General features: G+C 70.2%; 11 protein-coding genes. 2 read left to right on the forward strand and 9 right to left on the reverse strand.

The window, feature by feature from the left end:
* Positions 1-83: 83 nt before the first annotated feature.
* The 5 genes from ACFY5A_RS03900 to ACFY5A_RS03920 form a co-directional block, all read right to left on the reverse strand.
* Positions 84-3,086 carry an alpha-mannosidase gene (locus ACFY5A_RS03900; RefSeq protein ID WP_387231928.1) on the reverse strand — a complete coding sequence of 1,001 codons (3,003 nt, stop codon included), beginning with the start codon at positions 3,084-3,086 and terminating at the stop codon, positions 84-86.
* Positions 3,087-3,178: 92 nt separating this feature from the next.
* Positions 3,179-4,639, reverse strand: coding sequence for a family 20 glycosylhydrolase (locus ACFY5A_RS03905; protein WP_341941019.1), 1,461 nt, complete (start codon positions 4,637-4,639; stop codon positions 3,179-3,181).
* Positions 4,636-5,526 (reverse strand): carbohydrate ABC transporter permease, encoded by an 891-nt coding sequence (locus ACFY5A_RS03910; protein WP_341941018.1) that lies wholly within the window; start codon positions 5,524-5,526, stop codon positions 4,636-4,638. The genes ACFY5A_RS03905 and ACFY5A_RS03910 overlap by 4 nt, the downstream gene beginning before the upstream one ends.
* Positions 5,523-6,470 (reverse strand): sugar ABC transporter permease, encoded by a 948-nt coding sequence (locus ACFY5A_RS03915; protein WP_341941017.1) that lies wholly within the window; start codon positions 6,468-6,470, stop codon positions 5,523-5,525. The genes ACFY5A_RS03910 and ACFY5A_RS03915 overlap by 4 nt, the downstream gene beginning before the upstream one ends.
* Before the next feature lie 25 nt (positions 6,471-6,495).
* Complete coding sequence (locus ACFY5A_RS03920; protein WP_387231931.1) at positions 6,496-7,773, reverse strand: extracellular solute-binding protein; 1,278 nt, start codon at positions 7,771-7,773, stop codon at positions 6,496-6,498.
* Positions 7,774-7,931: 158 nt separating this feature from the next.
* Between ACFY5A_RS03920 and ACFY5A_RS03925 the strand changes: the two genes are divergently transcribed.
* A complete protein-coding gene (locus tag ACFY5A_RS03925; protein WP_387231933.1) occupies positions 7,932-9,218 on the forward strand; it encodes a glycosyl hydrolase in 1,287 nt (428 codons plus the stop codon).
* Positions 9,219-9,275: 57 nt separating this feature from the next.
* Here ACFY5A_RS03925 and ACFY5A_RS03930 read toward each other — a convergent pair whose 3' ends face one another.
* Positions 9,276-10,298, reverse strand: coding sequence for a LacI family DNA-binding transcriptional regulator (locus ACFY5A_RS03930; protein WP_105676382.1), 1,023 nt, complete (start codon positions 10,296-10,298; stop codon positions 9,276-9,278).
* A gap of 141 nt (positions 10,299-10,439) precedes the next feature.
* On the opposite strand from ACFY5A_RS03930, the gene ACFY5A_RS03935 reads away from it, so the two are divergent.
* The gene (locus tag ACFY5A_RS03935; RefSeq protein WP_387231935.1) at positions 10,440-11,705 is read left to right on the forward strand and encodes an endo-beta-N-acetylglucosaminidase family protein; all 1,266 of its coding nucleotides are present in this window, start codon (positions 10,440-10,442) and stop codon (positions 11,703-11,705) included.
* Between the two features lie 74 nt (positions 11,706-11,779).
* On the opposite strand, the gene ACFY5A_RS03940 is transcribed toward ACFY5A_RS03935, so the two are convergent.
* Genes ACFY5A_RS03940 through ACFY5A_RS03950 form a run of 3 tightly spaced genes read right to left on the reverse strand, consistent with a single transcriptional unit; the run spans position 11,780 to position 17,501 of the window.
* Positions 11,780-13,417, reverse strand: coding sequence for a fucose isomerase (locus ACFY5A_RS03940; RefSeq protein ID WP_387231937.1), 1,638 nt, complete (start codon positions 13,415-13,417; stop codon positions 11,780-11,782).
* On the reverse strand, positions 13,414-15,966 hold the full coding sequence (locus ACFY5A_RS03945; protein WP_387231938.1) for a GH116 family glycosyl-hydrolase: 2,553 nt from the start codon (positions 15,964-15,966) through the stop codon (positions 13,414-13,416). Before ACFY5A_RS03945 ends, ACFY5A_RS03940 begins: the two co-directional genes overlap by 4 nt.
* Positions 15,963-17,501: an FGGY-family carbohydrate kinase gene (locus ACFY5A_RS03950; RefSeq protein WP_387231939.1), complete on the reverse strand. Its 1,539-nt coding sequence runs from the start codon at positions 17,499-17,501 to the stop codon at positions 15,963-15,965. Before ACFY5A_RS03950 ends, ACFY5A_RS03945 begins: the two co-directional genes overlap by 4 nt.
* Between the last annotated feature and the right edge of the window lie 47 nt (positions 17,502-17,548).

Here is a 17,548-nt window from a genome sequence, read left to right on the forward strand (position 1 = left end):
ACGCCGCCTGCTCCCGTCGCGAAAGATCCCGCTATCTCGGCGCTGTTCCGAGATCTTTCGCGACGGGAACCGCCCGCAGGGGCTCAGCGCACGATGCGCAGCGTGCGCACCTCGAAGGGACGCAGCCGCAGCTCGCCGCCGAGACGCGGCTCGTCCAGCGCGTCCTCGATGAGGCTCACCTCGCGGATCCCGCTGTGCTCGAAGTCCGCCGTGATCGAACCCGTCGCACGGCGTCCGAGCGCCTCGTAGAGCCGCACGATCACGTCTCCCGAGCCGTCGTCGGCGAGCTTCACGCCCGACACGACGATGCCGTCGCCCTGCACCGACACGAGCGGCGCGACCTCGCGGACGCCCTGCACGACCGTCGCCGGGGAGTTCAACGCGATGCCCTCGGCGGTGGCGATCGCGGCATCCGCCCCGATCACGAAGCCGATCTCGATCTCGTGGTGACCGTGGTCGGTGTCGGGGTCGGGGAAGCGCGGGGCGCGCAGCAGCGAGAGCCGCACCGTCGTGGTGACCGCGTCGTCGTGGACCTCGCGCGAGGTGTCGTAGCCGTAGATGGAGTCGTTCACCAGGGCGACGCCGAAGTCCTGCTCGCGCACCAGCACGAACCGGTGCATGGACGTCTCGAACTTGGCGGCCTCCCAGCTGGTGTTCGTGTGCGTCACGCGCGACTGGTACCCGAACTGCGTCTCGGCCTCGGTGTGCGCGGCCTGGATGTCGAGAGGGAAGGCGAGCTTGAGCAGCTTCTCGGTCTCGTGCCAGTCGATCTCGTTGCGCAGGAGCACCGTGCGCGATCCAGGGCGGAGGATGATCGTCTGCGCGATCGACGACTCCGAGAACGGGCGGACGACCTTCACGACGGCGGCGCCGTCGACCACGGATGCCGTGATCTCGGAGACCTCGGTGAGGTCGTCGACGCTGTTGCGGTAGTAACGGTCGATGTCCCACGCGTCCCACATGTTGGGGAAGTCCTGGTGCAGCTGGAACAGGTTCGCGGCGGCGCCCTCGGCGACGGCCTCGCGCCCGGAGGCCCGGTCGACCGCGGAGACGATCAGCCCGTCGGCCGAGATGAGCACCGACACGAGGTCGTTCTCCAGACGCCAGCCGCCGCTCTCCTCGGCGAGGGAGACGGATGCCGCGGCCGGGGCCTCGGCGAACACGGCGCCCAGCGCCCGACCCGCACCGCCCGCGCCGACGGAGCTGGGCACGAAGCGCAGCTCGCGGTCGCCCTCCCCCGCGAGGGAGCGACGGGCGTCGTCGGCGAGCGCTCGCGCCTCGTCGAGCACCCCGGACAGCACTTCGACGGCCTCGCGGTGCACCCAGGCGATGGAGGTGCCGGGGAGGATGTCGTGGAACTCGTGCAGCAGCACCGTCTGCCACAGGCGGTCGAGCGCCTCCTGCGGGTACGCGGCGCCGGTGCGCACGGCATCCGTCGCGGCCCACAGCTCGGCCTCGACCAGCGCGTGCTCGGCCCAGCGGTGCAGCGCCTTCGTGGCGTGCTGGCTGGTGAGCGTGCCGCGGTGCAGTTCGAGGTAGAGCTCGCCGACCCACACCGCGGGGTGCGGCAGCTCGGCGCGCGCGGCGTCGAAGAAGACGTCGGGGTGCTCCCACACGACCTGGGCGCTGCCTTCGAGATCGGCGAGGCGGGTGGCCTTGCCGGTCATCTCGCGGGTGGTGCCTCCCCCGCCGTCTCCCCAGCCGACGGGGGCGATCGAGCGCGAGCTCAGGCGGTTCTCCTTGAACTGCCGCGAGGCCTTGGCCACCTCCATGCCGCTGAGCTGCGAGTTGTACGTGTCCATCGATGGGAAGTGCGTGAACATCTGCGAGCCGTCGATGCCCTCCCAGAGGAAGGTGTGGTGCGGGAAGACGTTCTGCTGGTTCCACGAGATCTTCTGCGTGAAGAACCACTCGAACCCGGCCCTGCGCATGAGCTGCGGGAGGGCGGGCGAGTAGCCGAAGCTGTCGGGCAGCCACACGCCCTTCGATCGGATGCCGAACTCGCTCTCGAAGAACCGCTGGCCGTAGGAGAACTGCCGCACGAGCGATTCACCCGTCGGCATCACGGTGTCTGACTCGACCCACATGCCGCCCAGCGGAAGGAAGCGGCCGTCGGCGACGGCGGCCTTGACCCGCGCGTACACCTCAGGGCGGTGCTCCTTGAGCCACGCGTACTGCTGCGCGCTCGACATGCCGTACTGGAACTCGGGCTGCTCCTCGAGCAGCGTCGTCATCGAGGACGTGGTGCGGGCGACCTTGCGGATCGTCTCGCGCACGGGCCACAGCCAGGCGGAGTCGATGTGGGCGTGCCCGATGGCCGAGATGCGGTGGGCGCTCGCCTCGGCGGGCGCCGCGAGGACGTCGGCGAGCCGTGCGCGGGCATCGGATGCCGTGGCGGCGATGCGCTGCAGATCGAGCACGTCGAGGGCATCGTCCATCGCCTGCAGGATCCGCATGCGGCGCGGGGAGGTCGCGGGGAGCTCGGCCTGCAGCTCGAACAGCACCTCGAGGTCGAGGGAGAGCTCGAACACCTCGCTCTCGAAGACGGCGAGGTCGATGCGGCGCGTGCGGTACAGCGGCTCGGTGGAGGAGGTGCGGATGTCGCCCTCCTGCGTCGGCAGGAAGGGGTGGTAATCGAGCAGCACGGGGTTGGCGGCGGCTTCGAGGTACAGCTCGACCGGCTCGTCGCCGTCGGCGGTCTCGGTGATGGGCAGCCACTGGTTGCGCGGGTTGATGCTCTTCACCGGGGTGCCGTCAGCGCGATAGACGAGCGCCTCGCACTGGAAGCCAGGCATGTTGATGTCGAAGCCGAGGTCGATGACGGCCTCGACCCTGCGGCCGGCCCACTCCGCCGGCACGCGACCGGTGAGCTTGAACCAGGTCGTCGACCAGGCGGGTCCCCACACGCTCGGCACGGAGTCCGGGGCGAAGGGCAGCGCCAGGCCCTCTGCGGGCACGATCGGCTCGCCCGGCAGCTCGTTGCGCTCCACCGTCAGCGGCACAGAGGCCGAGTGGATGGCGGGGCGGATGCGCTCATCGAGCACCCGCTTGACGCGGCCGACGGTGAGAGAGGTGTCGTCATGCATGAGGGGGGTGTCTCCGTTTGACGGGTCGGGGGATTACTCAGATTACTTTATTAATTCGATGGAGCGCACGGAATCGATTCGACGCCTCGACGCTACCGGGCCGCTGACGCGGGCGGAGCCGCGACACCGATCCGCGCGTCGATCTCGTCGAACTCGGCGAGCCGGAGGCGCGAGCCGCCGGTCCACGCGCGCTCCGCCATCGCCCGCAGCGGTGAGCGGATGCCGTCGAGCACCTGCTCCACGCTCTGCGCGTCGGAGTCGTCGGACCACACCGAGAAGAACGAGCCGAGCAGGAGCGCCGGGTAGGGCGCCGCGATCTCCTGACGCGTCCCGTCCGGCAGCGAGGGGAACAGCCCGGGGTGCCATTCGGCCTCCCAGATCCGCGCGCTCGTCGGGTAGCGGTAGCCGGCCTTCTCCCCCAGCACGTAGTAGAAGAGGCCGTCGTGGAAGTTGACCAGCCGGGCGCCCGCCGCGAGCGCCGCGGAGAGCGGGCGCATGTCGACGTGCCAGTTGGTCCACCACGTGAGCGTCACGTCGGGGTCGAGCGGGACGACCTCGCCGCGCAGCATCCCGTCGTTCCACGCCCGCGCGGCGAAGCCGTGATCGCGCAGGTGCGCGGCGATGCGGTTGACGAAGTCGGTCAGCAGGTCGAAGCCCGTCGCGCGGTCGTCGAAGCGCTCACGCGCAGCCCTCGCGAGGGCCGGATGGTCGTCGATGCGGGTGAAGTCGACGAACTCGTCTCCGCCGAGGTTCCACCGCGTGCTGTGCGGGAACAGCGGGGCGACGTCATCGATCAGCCGACATGCGAACGCCACGGCCTCGTCGCGGGTGATGTCCAGGGCTCCCTCGATCGGGCTCCCGTCCGCCGCGGGGAGTCGCAGCTCCGGGTGCGCGGCGAGGACGCGCCCGAGGTGCCCCGGCATGTCGAGTGACGGGATGAGGTCGATGTGCAGATCCGCCGCCGCCTCCGCGATGACCGCCGCGTCCGTGCGCGAGACGTGCTCCGCCGAGACGACCTCCGGGAACGCCTCCGATCCGATGCGGAAGCCCTCGTGCTCCGACACGTGCCACTGGAGGGAGGTGAGGCCGACGTCGGCGAGCGCGGAGAGGAGGGCGAGGATGCTCTCGGTCGGGAAGTGCTTGCGGGCGGCGTCGAGGTGGAGGCCGCGCTCCGCCACCGACGGCGCGGAGCGCACCGCCCCGTGCGGCACGGCGCCCTGCGCTCGGAGGTTGTGCAGCAGCTGCCTGGTCGCACGGAAGATCCCGACCGGGCTCGACGCGCGCACCTCGACGTCGTCGGCGATGTCGATCTCGAACGCCTCCGTCGAGGCCGCGCTCGGAGCGGTGGCCACCAGGCGAATGATCGAGCGGTCGCCGCTCGGCATCCCCCGCGCGGCGAGCTCCGCCTCCAGTCGCACGGCCTCCCGCGCGAACGCGGGGTCGTCGGCGACGACGCGCACCGATGCCGGGCGCCAGAGCCCTCCGGTCAGCGTCGCCGTCCGAGGCTGCGGGAGCGCCAGCCAGCGCGGTGTGTTCTCGGCATCCGCTGTCATCCCTTGACGCTGCCCTCCTCGACGCCCTTGAAGAACTGCCGCTGCAGCGCCGCGAAGAGCAGGATGATCGGCACGAGCGCGATCATCGTGCCCGCCGCGATGACGCGCGGGTTCGCCGAGAAGTTCGAGCTGAGGTACTGCATGCCGACGGTGAGGGTGTAGTTCGCCGGGTCGGAGAGCACGACGAGCGGCCAGAGGAAGTCGTCCCACGCGCCGATGAACGCGAACAGCGCCACGACCGAGACCATGCCCCGCACGTTCGGCCACACGATGTGACGCAGCCGCTGCATCGTGTTGGCGCCGTCGATGGTCGCGGCGTCCAGGGTGTCCGGAGGGATCATGCGGCACGCCGCCATCATCAGCAGCACGTTGATCGCGGCGATCGCTCCGGGGAGGAAGACCCCCCACAGCGTGTTCGCGAGCCCCAGCGACTTCACCGTCAGGTACTGACTGGTCAGCGTGACCTCCCCGGGCAGCAGGAGCGTCGAGAAGATGATCGCCAGCACGATCCACTTGCCGCGGAAGCGCATCGTCCCCAGCGCGTAGCCGCCGATGGTGGCGAAGATGACGTTGGTGATGACCGTGCCCACGCCGACCAGCAGCGAATGCCAGGCGTAGTCGAGCACGGGGATGGTGCGGAACACCTCGGCGTAGTTGTCGAGCGTCGGCGCCTGCGGGATCAGCGAGGGCGGGAAGTCGTAGATGTTCTCGGTGGCGCCCTTGAAGGACGTCGACATCTGCCACAGGAACGGGAACACCATGACGGCGAGCACGACGAGCAGCAGTGCGTACTTGCCGATCAGGCCGCCGAGCGACGGCTTCATGATGTCGACCGATCCGCTCGTGCGGTACGGGCGCTCACGGCGCAGCTTCTGATCAACGCTCATCGGGCCACCTCCTGCGCGCGGCGGGCGACCTTCGCGGCCTTGGCCGTGCGCCTGGTCGCCAGCGCCTCCTTGATCGTGTCGCTGTTGTTGAGGATGCCGACGACCGCGAGCGGCACGAGCGTGAGCAGGAACAGCACGAGGGAGATGGCGGATGCGTAGCCGACCTGGCCGTTGAGGCCCTTGCCCATCGACTGGATGAGCATCACCATGCTCATCGCGCGCCCGCCGGGGCCGCCCGAGCCGTTGGAGAGGACGTAGAGCTCGGTGAACACGCGCATCGCCCCCACGCAGACGAGCACCGAGACGAGCATCATCGGGCCGCGCACCCCCGGGACGGTCACCGACCAGAACCGGCGCCAGCGACCGGCGCCGTCCATCGCCGCCGCCTCGTGCAGCTCACGGCCGACGTTCCCGAGGGCCGCGAGGTACACGACCATGTAGTAGCCGAGACCCTTCCACACCGTGAGGCCGATCGCGCAGCCGATCAGCAGCCAGCGGTCGGAGAGGAACTCGATCGGCCGGTCGGCGAGCCCGAAGAACTTCAGCGCCGAGTTCACGGTGCCGCTGCCGGAGAACAGGAACTCCCAGACGATCGCCACGACCACGGCCGAGGCGATCACCGGGAAGTAGAACGTCGTGCGGAAGAACCCGATGCCGGGGATCTTGTTGTGCACGAGCATCGCGAGCAGCAGCGGCAGGAACGTCAGCAGCGGCACGCACACGACGACGTAGACGAGCGATGTCGACAGCGCGTAGCCGAACCGCTCGTCCTCGAAGAGCTTCGCGAAGTTCGCGAGCCCGACGAACTCGGCGGGGCGGAGCGGACGAGCATCCGTGAAGGCCAGCATCACGGTGTTCAGGAACGGCCACAGCGCGAACACGAACACCCAGATCACCGCCGGCAGCACCAGCAGATACGGCGTGAACCATCTCTGTCTCTTCACGGTCTCGTCCTCTCCGCCGCGTCGTTCAGCCGACGAGGTTCTGCTGGGCGTACTCCACAGCCTTGTCGAGCGCCTCCTGGCCGGAGATCTCGCCGGTGATGGCGAGGGCGATCTGCTGCTTGGCGTAGGTCTCCATCGCCTCGGTGTACTGCGGGGCGCCGGTCTGCTTCGCATCGGCCATCTGCGCGGCGGCGAGCGTCGTCGCCGTGCCCTGCAGCTCGTTCACCGGGGCCTCGGCGAACACGGACGGGTCGGCGTTCGCCGCGATCGTCCCGGGGAAGAAGCCCGCGGCGAGCTTCACGAACGCGATCTGGTTCTCCGTGTTCGTGACGAACTCGGCGAACGCCAGAGCCGTGGCGGAGTTCTTCGAGTTCTTCGAGACGCTGATGCCCTGCACGAACAGCGGCGGGTTGCCGAAGCCGTTGGTCACGTCGACGTCGGGGAGCAGGTTCGGCGCGTTGACCGCGACGTCCTTGTCGATGTAGTTCGGGCCGGCCGTGGTCCAGGCGACGCCGCCGGTGTTGAAGATGTTGATGTTCGAGTTCGCCGTTCCCGCGCCCTGCAGAGCCTCGGCCGTGATGGCGCCCGCCTTGTAGAGCTCGGCGTAGCGGTCGACGATCTTCGCGGCCTCGGGGGTGTTGAAGACGAACTCGCCGTCCTTGAAGATATCGGGCGAGGCGCCGACGATCTGCAGCGTCTTCGGGCTGGGCACGGAGGAGAACATCGGCACGCCGGCAGCGGCGAGCTTCTCGGCGGCATCCAGGGTCTCGTCGAAGTCCTTCGGCGCCTCGGTCACGCCGCCCTTGGCGAGCAGCGCCTTGTTCCAGTAGTTCAGCTCGGTCCCGAGGTACCACGGGAAGGCGAACGAGCCCTCGACGCCGTCGTACTGGTAGGCCGCGACGCCGCCGGCGACGTAGTCGTCGATGACCTTCGATGCGCTGCCGAGGTCGAGCAGCTGATCGGCGGATGCCAGCGAGTACGCGTACTCCGGCGGCAGGTTGATCACGTCGGGCAGCTCGCCGGACTCGGCCTGCTGCAGGATCTTGTCCTCGTACCCGTCGCCGGGCTGGTCGATCCATTTCACCTTCGTGCCGGGGTGCTCCTTCTCGAACGCCGCGACGACGTCCTCGAAGTACGGCGTGAACTTGTCGTTCTTGAGAGACCAGGTCTGGAAGGTGATCTCCCCGCCGATCTCGCCGTCGCCACCCGACGGGGCGGAGGCGCCGCCGCCGCCGGTGCATCCGGCGAGGACGAGGGATGCCGCGACCGCGAGGCCCGCGACTGCTGTGGAACGGTGCTTCATGGACTTCTCCTTCGAAGTGGCCAGGCTGGCGCGTCTCGCTCGAGTCGCTGTCACAACCCGTACTAAAACGGTATAGTGACCTTAGCATGCCACACCGTCGCCATGACGGTCCAGCCACGGGATGCTTCGTGTCAGCGTCGATTCTCGAAAGGACAGCGATGCCCAGTCTCGTCGCCCCGCTGCGCTTCGGCGCCAACTACACCCCGCGTTCGCAGTGGATGCACTCCTGGATGTCGCTCGACCTCGACGAGGTCCGCCGCGACTTCGAGGCGCTGGCCGGACTCGGGCTCGACCACGTGCGGATCTTCCCGCTGTGGACGCAGCTCCAGCCCAACCGCACCCTGATCCGCAGCGACGCCATCGACGACGTGCGCGCCGTGGTGGAGATGGCCGGGGAGTTCGGGCTCGACGCGAGCGTCGACGTCATCCAGGGGCACCTGTCGAGCTTCGACTTCATCCCCTCGTGGCTGTTCACCTGGCACGACAAGAACATGTTCACGCACCCCGACGCGCTGAGCGGCCAGGCCGAGCTCGTCACCCGGCTGGGCGCGAACCTCAGCGAGGCGGGCAACTTCCTCGGCTTCACGCTGGGCAACGAGACCAACCAGTTCTCCGCGGAGACGCACCCGTCGCCGTGGCCGGTGACCGAGGCCGAGGCCGCGCACTGGATCACCACGCTCCTCGACGCCGCCCGCGCAGCGGCCCCCGCGCAGCAGCACGTGCACAGCGAGTACGACGCCGCCTGGTACATGGACGGTCACGGCTTCACCCCGCGGCTCGCGTCGCGGCTCGGCGACATCACGACCGTGCACTCCTGGATCTTCAACGGCACGGCGCAGCGCTACGGCGGCCGATCCACGGCATCCGACCGCCACGCCGAGTACATGATCGAGCTGGCCCGCGGCTTCGCCACCGACCCCGCGCGGCCCATCTGGCTGCAGGAGGTCGGCGCGCCCTCCAACTGCCTCACTCCGGAGCAGACGCCCGGGTTCCTCGAGGCGACGCTGCGCTCGGCCGCCCGCACCGAGAACCTGTGGGGCGTGACGTGGTGGTGCTCCCACGACGTCAGCCGCAGCCTCGCCGACTTCCCCGAGCTGGAGTACACGCTCGGGCTGATCGATCAGGACGGATCGGCCAAGCCGATCGGCCGCCGCTTCGCCGACCTCGTCCCCGAGCTGCGCGAGCGTCAGGACGCTCCGGCACGGACCCTCGGCATCGTCGTCGAGGTCGATGAGGACGAGACCCCCGTCAGCCGCGCGGCCCTGGGTCCCGGCGGCGCGGTGTTCCAGGCCTGGGTCGATGCGTGCGAGTCGGGCGTCGACCCCGCGTTCGTGACGTCGGCGGATGCCGAGAAGCCCGAGGTCCTCGCGACGCGAGGGATCACCGAGCTCGTGCGCCCCGGAGTCGGCGGCCCCGCGTACGCCTCGCAGAACACGGTCGTCTGACCGCACCGCATCCGCCGCCGCGCCGTTCCGGCCCGTTCCGTCCCGAAGGGGAAGCCGCTAGCGCGGGGCGCTCGTGCTCTCGCGCACGGTGAGCACGGGCAGCGCGCCCACCCGGTCGGGCAGCACGTCCGGCACCTCGATCTGCTCGAGGAGGAAGGCCGCGGCATCCGCTCCGAGGCCGAAGGTGTCGCGCGTGACGCAGGTGATCGAGGGGTGCATGAGCCCTGCGACGACCGAGTCGTCGAAGGAGGCGATCGAGAGGTCGCCCGGCACCGAGACGCCCATCTCCTGCGCGATGCGGAGTCCGGCGATGGCCATCACGTCGTTGTCGAACACGACGGCGGTGGGTCGATCGCGGCGGCTCAGCACACGGCGCATGGTGGCGGATGCCGCGAGCGGCGAGAAGTCCGTCGTGATCACCTCTCCCGTCACGCCGCGGGCGGCGAGACCGGCCAGCACGTCGATGCGCAGCCGCGTGTGCTGGAACTCCTCGGGGCCGGCGACGTAGACGATCGAGCGGTGTCCCAGCGCCGAGAGGTAGTCGAAGAGCGAGTGGGCCACCTGGCTGTCGTCGAGCCAGATGGACGCAGGCTGCCCCTCCTCGGAGGAACGGCTGCCGATCACGACGGCGGGCATGTCCAGCTCGGGGAGCACGGCGAGGCGCGGGTCGTCGTCGCGCGGATCGATCACGATCACGCCGTCGACCTGATTGGCGCTGCGCCAGCGGCGGTAGGTCGCCACCTCCTCCTCGATCGAGGAGACGAGCACCATCTGCATGGCGATGCGGTGGGCGGCGAGGGCCGACTGGGCGCCGGCGATGAGGTCGGTGAAGAAGGCCTCGTTGCCGAGCGTGTCGGCTGGACGGTTCACCGCGAAGCCGATGACCCCCGCGCGGGCTCCGACCAGCGCCCTGGCGGCGGAGCTGGGCTGCCACTGGTGCTCCTCGGCGATGTCGAGGATGCGCTGGCGCGTCTGCTCGCTGACTCCGGGGCGCCCGTTCAGCGCGAAGGACACCGCGCCGGGAGAGACCCCGGCCAGACGGGCGATGTCCGTGATGGTCACGCGCTTGGCTTTGGACATTCCACAACTGTAGCGATCAAGGCCGATCGTGAAATTGGACTGGGCACAACAGTTGCGCTCTGCTACGGTGCCACTAAAGCGCTTAAGTAGCGGCGGCCGACTCGCCGCTCTTGAGTACCCCACCCCTCGAAGGAGAGAGCAATGAAGCGAACGACGGCGCTCGCACTGAGCGCACTGCTGACCGGACTCGCGGCCTTCGCCGCGCAGCCCGCCGTCGCCGACACGACCGCAGCTCCGGCGGCATCCTCCGCCTCCAGCACCGCGCAGTGCGAGAGCACTCCGCAGACCATGGCGTACTACCGCACCTGGCGCGACGTCACGGTGCCGCAGAACGCGAACTCGAACCTGCCCGACCCGAACGTCACGCGCATGACCGACCTGCCGTCCGAGATCGACGTCGCGATGGTGTTCGACGCCGGCGCCACCGCTGGCACCGACTACTGGCCGACGCTCCGCGACACCTACGTGCCCACGCTGCACGCGCGCGGGACGAAGGTCGTCTACACGCTGTGGATCGACCGGCTCGCCAAGGCCGACATCCCCCTGACCGACGCCGCCTACGCCGCCTACGCGCAGGAGCTCGTCGACACCTACGTCACGCCGTACGGGCTCGACGGCATCGACATCGACGTCGAGTCCTACCCCCAGGGCGACGAGCTCACCCGCGCGATCGGCGTGTTCAGAGCCCTCGGCGAGCTCATCGGGCCGAAGTCCGGCACCGACCGGATCTTCATCTACGACACCAACCAGGACGGAGACACCGCACTGTTCGAGGCGGTCTCCGACACCGTCTCCTACGTGCTGCTGCAGGCGTACGGGCGCGGCACGGGCGGCATGCAGGCGACGTGGGAGACGTTCGCCGACGACATCGCGCCGTGCCGCTTCCTCCCCGGCTTCTCCTTCTACGAGGAGCAGGACCGCACCCACTGGGGCGACGCCGAGGGCATCTACGACCCGGCCACGGCGCCGTCGTCGACCGCATACCAGTACGCGATCTGGCAGCCGGAGGAGGGCGCGAAGGGCGGCTTCTTCGCCTACGCCGTCGATCGTGACGGCAAGGTGTTCGGCGACAACAGCATCACGAAGACCGACTTCACGTGGATGACGAACCTCTCCGCCGTGCAGGACGAGGCCGCGGGAGTCACCCCGCAGCCGCCGGCCGCGCCGACCGCCGCGCTCGACCGCGACCGCATCACGATCCGCGGCACCGGCGTCGCCGGCGCCGAGGTCACGGCGCTCACGAGCGGCCCGGGGCGCACGGCATCACCCGCGACCGCGTCTGTCGCCGCCGACGGCACCTGGGCGCTGGTCCTCGACCGCAAGCTGACGCGGCCGCAGTCCGTCGCCGTGACGCAGAGCGTGAAGGGCACGGCATCCGACCCCGTGACGGTGCTCTTCCGTCGCTGACGATCACGTGAGGGGCCAGTGAGTGCGGGGTCGAGAGACCCGTATGCCGCACTCACTGGCCCCTCACTGCTGCGTCAGAGCGACGTCACGTCCCCCACGAGGTTGACGCGGATGCCCATGCCCGCGAACATCGCGGCCTTCGCGACCAGCGCCCGATCGGCGGTCTCGGCGTCGGGGGCGTAGACGAGCTGCGCGTGGTTGGCCTTGTGACGCGCCATGAACTGATCGCGCGTCTGCCCGTGCAGCACGACGTGCGCGATCGGCCACTCGGGGTTGGTGGCCTCCTTGCGGCGCCGGGTCTCCTCCTCCGGCAGCTCCACGACGGATGCGCGGAAGATGTCGGCCTGCAGCACCCCGTCGGCGATGAACACCCGCGACAGCACGATCTCGCCCGGCTTCGAGACGCCGTTGATCGTCGCCCCTCCCGCCGGGAAGAACACGTGACCCTGGCGCCAGCCCTCGGCGTTCTGCCACCCGCCCAGGTGCGAGGCCGGCACCGAGCCCGAGATCTCGTACACCCACACGAACTCGCCGTCGTAGTCCTCGCCCCAGCGCACGTCGTGCAGGGTGTTGTCCGGCACCAGTCCCATCGCGCGCCACACGCGATCGGTGACCAGCGCGTCGACCGCGACGCCCTCGTCAGCCTCGTTGAAGTGCGGGAAGGCCCGCCCCTCGTGCAGCACGCGCGAGCCGTCGCGCGAGGTCACGGGAGGGCGCTCGGTGGAGTTCAGGATGCCCTCGGCGAGGTCCGACGCGGGCACGAGGTCCTTGAGCCCCTGCTGGTACTGGATGCCGACGGCGTCGAGTCCGAAGTCGTCGGCGATGCGGAGCGCGGCGATGTACATCTTCATCTGCCACTGCACCTGCTCGCGGGTGAGCTCGGTCGCGGCATCCTCTCCGTATTTGAACGTCATGCCGTGCGCGACGAGCCAGTCGTAGGCGGCATCCGCCTCCTGCTCCGTGACGTCGAGCATCTCGGCGTAGAGCGCGGACTGCGACAGGCGCTCCTTGTAGATGCCCGTGCCGTTGAGCAGCTCGTCGTCGAAGATGGCGTTGTACATGCCCATGCAGCCCTCGTCGAAGACGCCGATGATGGCCTTCTCCGCGCGCAGCTGGGCGGCGAGCGCCTCGCCGAGCCGCTTCTCCGGGCTGTCAGGGAGCTCGGGCAGGGGGCGCACGTGCGAGTCGTCGTGCGTGATGGAGCCGGTCTCGGTCCACTCCCTGATCGCGTCGGTGAACCAGGCGTCCGTGTAGTCGACCGACCACGTGGTGGCGTAGGGCTTGCCCATCTTGGTGAGTCCCGCGTTGAGACCGAGCAGGCCGACGAGCCCCGGCCAGTCGCCCGCGAAGTTCGCCACGGTGAGGATCGGCCCCTCGTGCGTGCGGAGGCCCGCGAGCACGTGGTGGGAGTACTGCCAGTTGGCGATGGCCACCACGAGCGGCGCGTCGACGGGGATGTCCCTGAAGACCTCCAGACCCATGCGCTGGCTGGAGATGAACCCGTGCCCGGTCGCCGGGTCGACGCCGAAGGGGCGGATGACGGTCCAGCCGAGGCCGTCGAGCACCCCTGTGACGCCCTCTTCGAGCTCGACCTGGGTGGGCCAGCCGGCGACGTTCGCCGACTCGCGGAGATCGCCGGAGGTGATGAGGTAGGCGGTCTTCGGGGCGGATGCCGGCCGGGTGACCGGCGTCGGCAGGGTGTAGGTGGTCATGATGCCTCCGGTGTCTGGATGGGGGTGGTGTGCGACTCCCCGGCTCGGAGTCGGATGCCGCGGTCGACGCTGCGGCCGTGCAGCCGCAGATCGTCGATGTCGAGGGATCCGCCGTCGAGGCGGAGGGTGAGGGCGTCTCCGTCGATCTCGACGCGGCCCCAGCCGTCGCCGGTCGTGAAGAGGCTGCGGAAGGGACCGTCTGTCGCCGGAGCGAAGGAGAGCACGCCGAGCGGGGCGTCCCACTGGGCTCCGCTCGCGCCGAGCAGCAGCGCCCAGGACGCGAGGGAGCGGGCGTAGTGGTTGCCGCACTCGATCTCGTTCCACGGGCTGCGGTGGGCTCCGTCGTAGCGCGAGCGCAGCGCGCGTTCGATGCGGAGGGCGTCGTCGTAGCGGCCGGCGAAGAGGAGGGATGCCGCGACCTGGTGCTCCACGCCCGTCCACACCTCGTCGGAGTAGACGAACGGGATCGCCGGCCGCCCGCCGCGCGGCCAGGACGCGAGGAGCAGTCCGCCCTCGTCGTTCAGGGCGTACACGCGCTGCGTGCTCTCGTGGGCGGAGAGGTCGTCGCGCAGGTTGTGGCGGGCGATCGCGGCGAGCGCGGAGTCGACGCGCTCCGCCGGGAGGAGGAGCCCGAGTCCGTTCACGAACGCGTGGAACTGCCCGAGCAGCTGGTCGGACAGCACGCCGTCGCCGTACTGGTAGCGGTGGGCGTCGGCATCGTCGATGACCTGCCGGTAGTACTCCCCGTTCCACAGCGTCTCGTCCATCGCGGCGGCGACGTGGTCGGCGCGCGCGGTCCATGCGGCGGCGCGCTCGGCCTCGCCGAGGTGGGAGGCCATCCGCGCGCCCGCCCGCAGCGCGGCGAGGTACACGCCGTTCGCGAGCGGCTCCGCCCCGTGGAACTCGATGTCGTAGGTGTTGTGCATCTCGCCGTCGAGCAGGCCGTCGCCGTCTCTGTCCCACTCGCGGATCGCGTAGTCGAGGGTGCGGGATGCCGCGGGCCACAGCTCGCGGAGGAACCCCTCGTCACCGCTGAACCGCCACTCCCGGTGCAGGCGCAGCAGGGTGCCGAGCTGCCCATCGACGGCGGGACCCATGAACCAGGAGGGGCCGCCGAAGATGCGGTTGCCGCGGAACTTCTGCGCACCGGCGTCGTCGGTCTCGAGCAGGTACTCGACCCGGCGGGCGCTGCGCTCGAGTGAGGGGAACAGCCACGCGAGGGTCTGGGCGTACGACCAGACGTGCGTGCAGGTGCCCTCGCACGAGCCGCCGTGGTCGAAGGATCCCTCCCACGCCGCGAAGACGGGCCCCTCCCCCAGCTCGGGGTTCGGGGACTCCAGCACGAATCCGGTCGTCGATCGCGCCGCGGCGATGTTCGCGCCGATCGCATCGACGAGGACCGGGTCGAGGGTGCCGCCGTAGAGCGCGTCGACGAAGGCATCCGTCGCGGACTCCAGTGCACCGAGGTTCTCGTGCAGGTGCGAGGCCGCGGCCCACGCGTCGGGCCAGAGTGTCGCATAGCGGTTGCGGACGATCTCGTCGCCGGGCGGATCCGCCATCACGATGTGCCCGTGCCACCCGCGCCGCCGGTGGGGGAAGCTCCACGACAGGGCGAACTCGAAGTCGCGGCTCTCCCCCGGGGCGAGGGTGTGCACGATGCCGAGGGAGCCGGTGCGGATGCGGGGCAGCTTGGCGAGCATCTCCTCCTCGGTCAGCGGCGGAGCGTCGGGGTCGGCGTCGAGCTCGGCGAACAGCCCGCGCGGGCGGTCCTCCAGGGTCAGCCGCGGTTCGGGGGCGAGCAGCCCGTCATCGGTGAGGTCGTTCCAGAACAGCCGTGCACCGTCTGGCCAGTAGCTGGTCACCCACTGCGGCTTCACCGTGGTGGCGGCATCCGTCGTGGTCAGGCTCAGCGTGCCGTACCCGGGGTCGTCTGCGGGGAGGTCGATGCCGAAGTCGAGGCCGCGCACTCCGCCCTCCTCGCGCCAGCGCACGGTCTGCGTCGCGCGCATGCCCCAGGGCGCATCGGGGCCGGGCGCACCTCGGCCGGCGGTGTGCGAGACGCTGCCCACCACGGTCACGGCGACGGGCGCGAAGCCGGGGTTGCTCACGCGGTAGCGGAGGATCGCGGCGGGGATGCCGGAGGCGTCGGCGTCGAGGGGAACGAGCGGGGTGAAGGCGTGCAGGGAGACGTCGACCGGCAGCGTCGCGTCGTCGAAGTCGACGTCGACCACCGGGTACTCGCCGTGCAGCGTGGCCGCGTCCAGGCGGGGAAGGCCCGAGAGCCGGTCGAAGGCGTAGCCGGCGTCGGCGTCGTGGCGTCCTGTGAGCCGCGCCTCCAGCACGCGGGTCACCGCAGGGCCACCCTCGGGGGCCGCGTGGATCGCGAAGAAGGAGTACGGGTTGTCGCGCCCCTTGTCCGGAAGGTTCTCGAACTCCCAGTCGCGCAGCTCTCCGCGGGCGCCGATCGAGACGTTGCCCGTGCCGATGCCTCCGAGGGGGAAGGCCGTGGCCTGTGAGGTGTGCGGGATGCCGCGGGCCCTGCGGGTCATGCGGATGCCTCTCTCTGGTCTGCGGCGAGCTCGTGCACGAGGTCCTTGGACGACTCGTACAGCCACCGGTAGCGGTCGAAGAGCTCGTCGTAGAGCGCTCGTGTCTCAGGGTCCGGGTTGATGCTCTCGACGATCGGGTTCCAATCGCGGATCTCCGCCGGCTCTCCCTCGGCGGTCGCGACCGCGGCGAGGAACGCGGCTCCGAAGCTGGCGCCGATGGTCTTGTCCGGCACCTCCTGCACGAGACCGGTGACGTCGGACACGATCTGCAGCCACAGCCGCCCCTGCGTGCCTCCGCCCACCGCGACGATGCGGCGGATGTCGGCGCCGGCGGCGCGCATGGTCTCGACGTTGTGCCGCACCCCGAGGGCCGTGGCCTCGAGCGCCGCGCGGTACAGATCCCCGCGGGTGTGCTCCAGAGCGAGCCCCGCGATGACACCGCGGGCGTCGGGGTCCTGGATCGGCGTCCGCTCCCCGGCGAAGTAGGGCAGCATGAGCAGCCCGCGCGCGCCGGGGCCGGAGGTCTCCGCCTCGGCGAGCAGCTCCGGATAGTCGGCGCCGGTGAGGTCCTTCAGCCAGGCGGTGAGCGCCCCGGAGGTCGAGAGTCCGCCCGCGAGGTTGCGCGTGCCGGGGAAGGCCCCGGCCGTGGTCCACATCGAGGGGGTGCGGAGGGTCTGCTCCCCCGTCGCCACGGAGTTCGTGAAGACCATGAACATCGTCGTGCCGTACATGAGCATGAGGTCGCCGACCTCGTGCGCTCCGACGCTCACGGCCTCGGTCCACGCGTCGATGGTGCCGACGATGACGGGGACGCCCTCCGGGATGCCGGTGAGGGATGCCGCGTCGGCGGTGACCGCGCCGGCGATGTCGCCCGCCCAGCGCAGCTCAGGGGCCTCGATCGGGCCCGCGTACCGCTCCCACCACTCGTCGTGCCAGCGCTCCGCCTCGATGTCGTAGAGGGGCGACACCTGGCTCGCCGACTGGTGGTCGAGCACGTACTCCCCGGTGAGTCGCCTGGCGAGCCACGAGGCGGGCATGAACAGGCGACGCGCCCGCGCCCAGGCCTCAGGGTCGCGCTCGGCGATCCACGCGATCTTCGGGCCGCCCGCCTGCGAGGTGAGGAGGGAGCCGCCCACCCTGGCGATCTCCTCGGCGCCGAGCTCATCGGTCATCCGCTCGATCTGCTCACCGGCCCGGGTGTCCACGCCGTAGAGGATGGCGGGTCGTACGGGCTCGTCCTCCCCGTCTGCGAGGAGGACGCACGGCCCCATGCCGCTCACGCCGACGCCGACGATCTCGGCTCCGGGGACGGCGGCGATCAGCTCACCGGCGAGGGAGACGAACTCCTCCCACCAGACGCGTCCGTCCATCTCGACCCAGCCGCTGTGCGGGCGGCTCACGTCGTGTGTCCTGCTCGCCGTGGCGAGGATCGCTCCGCCGGCATCCACGAGCACGCCCTTGCTGCTGGATGTGCCGATGTCCACCCCGAGGGTGCAGCGCATGGCGTCCTCCTTGAAACCGATGCCGCGAATCATGAAACCTGTGCGCCACTGTACGCGAAATCGATTTCAAGGCGCAAGCG

Source organism: Microbacterium sp. NPDC012755 (assembly GCF_042901325.1).
Lineage (GTDB): Bacteria > Actinomycetota > Actinomycetes > Actinomycetales > Microbacteriaceae > Microbacterium > Microbacterium natoriense.

Excerpts from the sequence above, each read along its gene's own strand:
- ACFY5A_RS03920 (WP_387231931.1), bottom strand. The coding sequence starts at position 7,773 with ATGAAGCACCGTTCCACAGCAGTCGCGGGCCTCGCGGTCGCGGCATCC.
- ACFY5A_RS03950 (WP_387231939.1), bottom strand. The coding sequence starts at position 17,501 with ATGATTCGCGGCATCGGTTTCAAGGAGGACGCCATGCGCTGCACCCTC.
- ACFY5A_RS03930 (WP_105676382.1), bottom strand. The coding sequence starts at position 10,298 with ATGTCCAAAGCCAAGCGCGTGACCATCACGGACATCGCCCGTCTGGCC.
- ACFY5A_RS03900 (WP_387231928.1), bottom strand. The coding sequence starts at position 3,086 with ATGCATGACGACACCTCTCTCACCGTCGGCCGCGTCAAGCGGGTGCTC.
- ACFY5A_RS03935 (WP_387231935.1), top strand. The coding sequence starts at position 10,440 with ATGAAGCGAACGACGGCGCTCGCACTGAGCGCACTGCTGACCGGACTC.
- ACFY5A_RS03940 (WP_387231937.1), bottom strand. The coding sequence starts at position 13,417 with ATGACCACCTACACCCTGCCGACGCCGGTCACCCGGCCGGCATCCGCC.
- ACFY5A_RS03910 (WP_341941018.1), bottom strand. The coding sequence starts at position 5,526 with ATGAGCGTTGATCAGAAGCTGCGCCGTGAGCGCCCGTACCGCACGAGC.
- ACFY5A_RS03905 (WP_341941019.1), bottom strand. The coding sequence starts at position 4,639 with ATGACAGCGGATGCCGAGAACACACCGCGCTGGCTGGCGCTCCCGCAG.
- ACFY5A_RS03925 (WP_387231933.1), top strand. The coding sequence starts at position 7,932 with ATGCCCAGTCTCGTCGCCCCGCTGCGCTTCGGCGCCAACTACACCCCG.
- ACFY5A_RS03945 (WP_387231938.1), bottom strand. The coding sequence starts at position 15,966 with ATGACCCGCAGGGCCCGCGGCATCCCGCACACCTCACAGGCCACGGCC.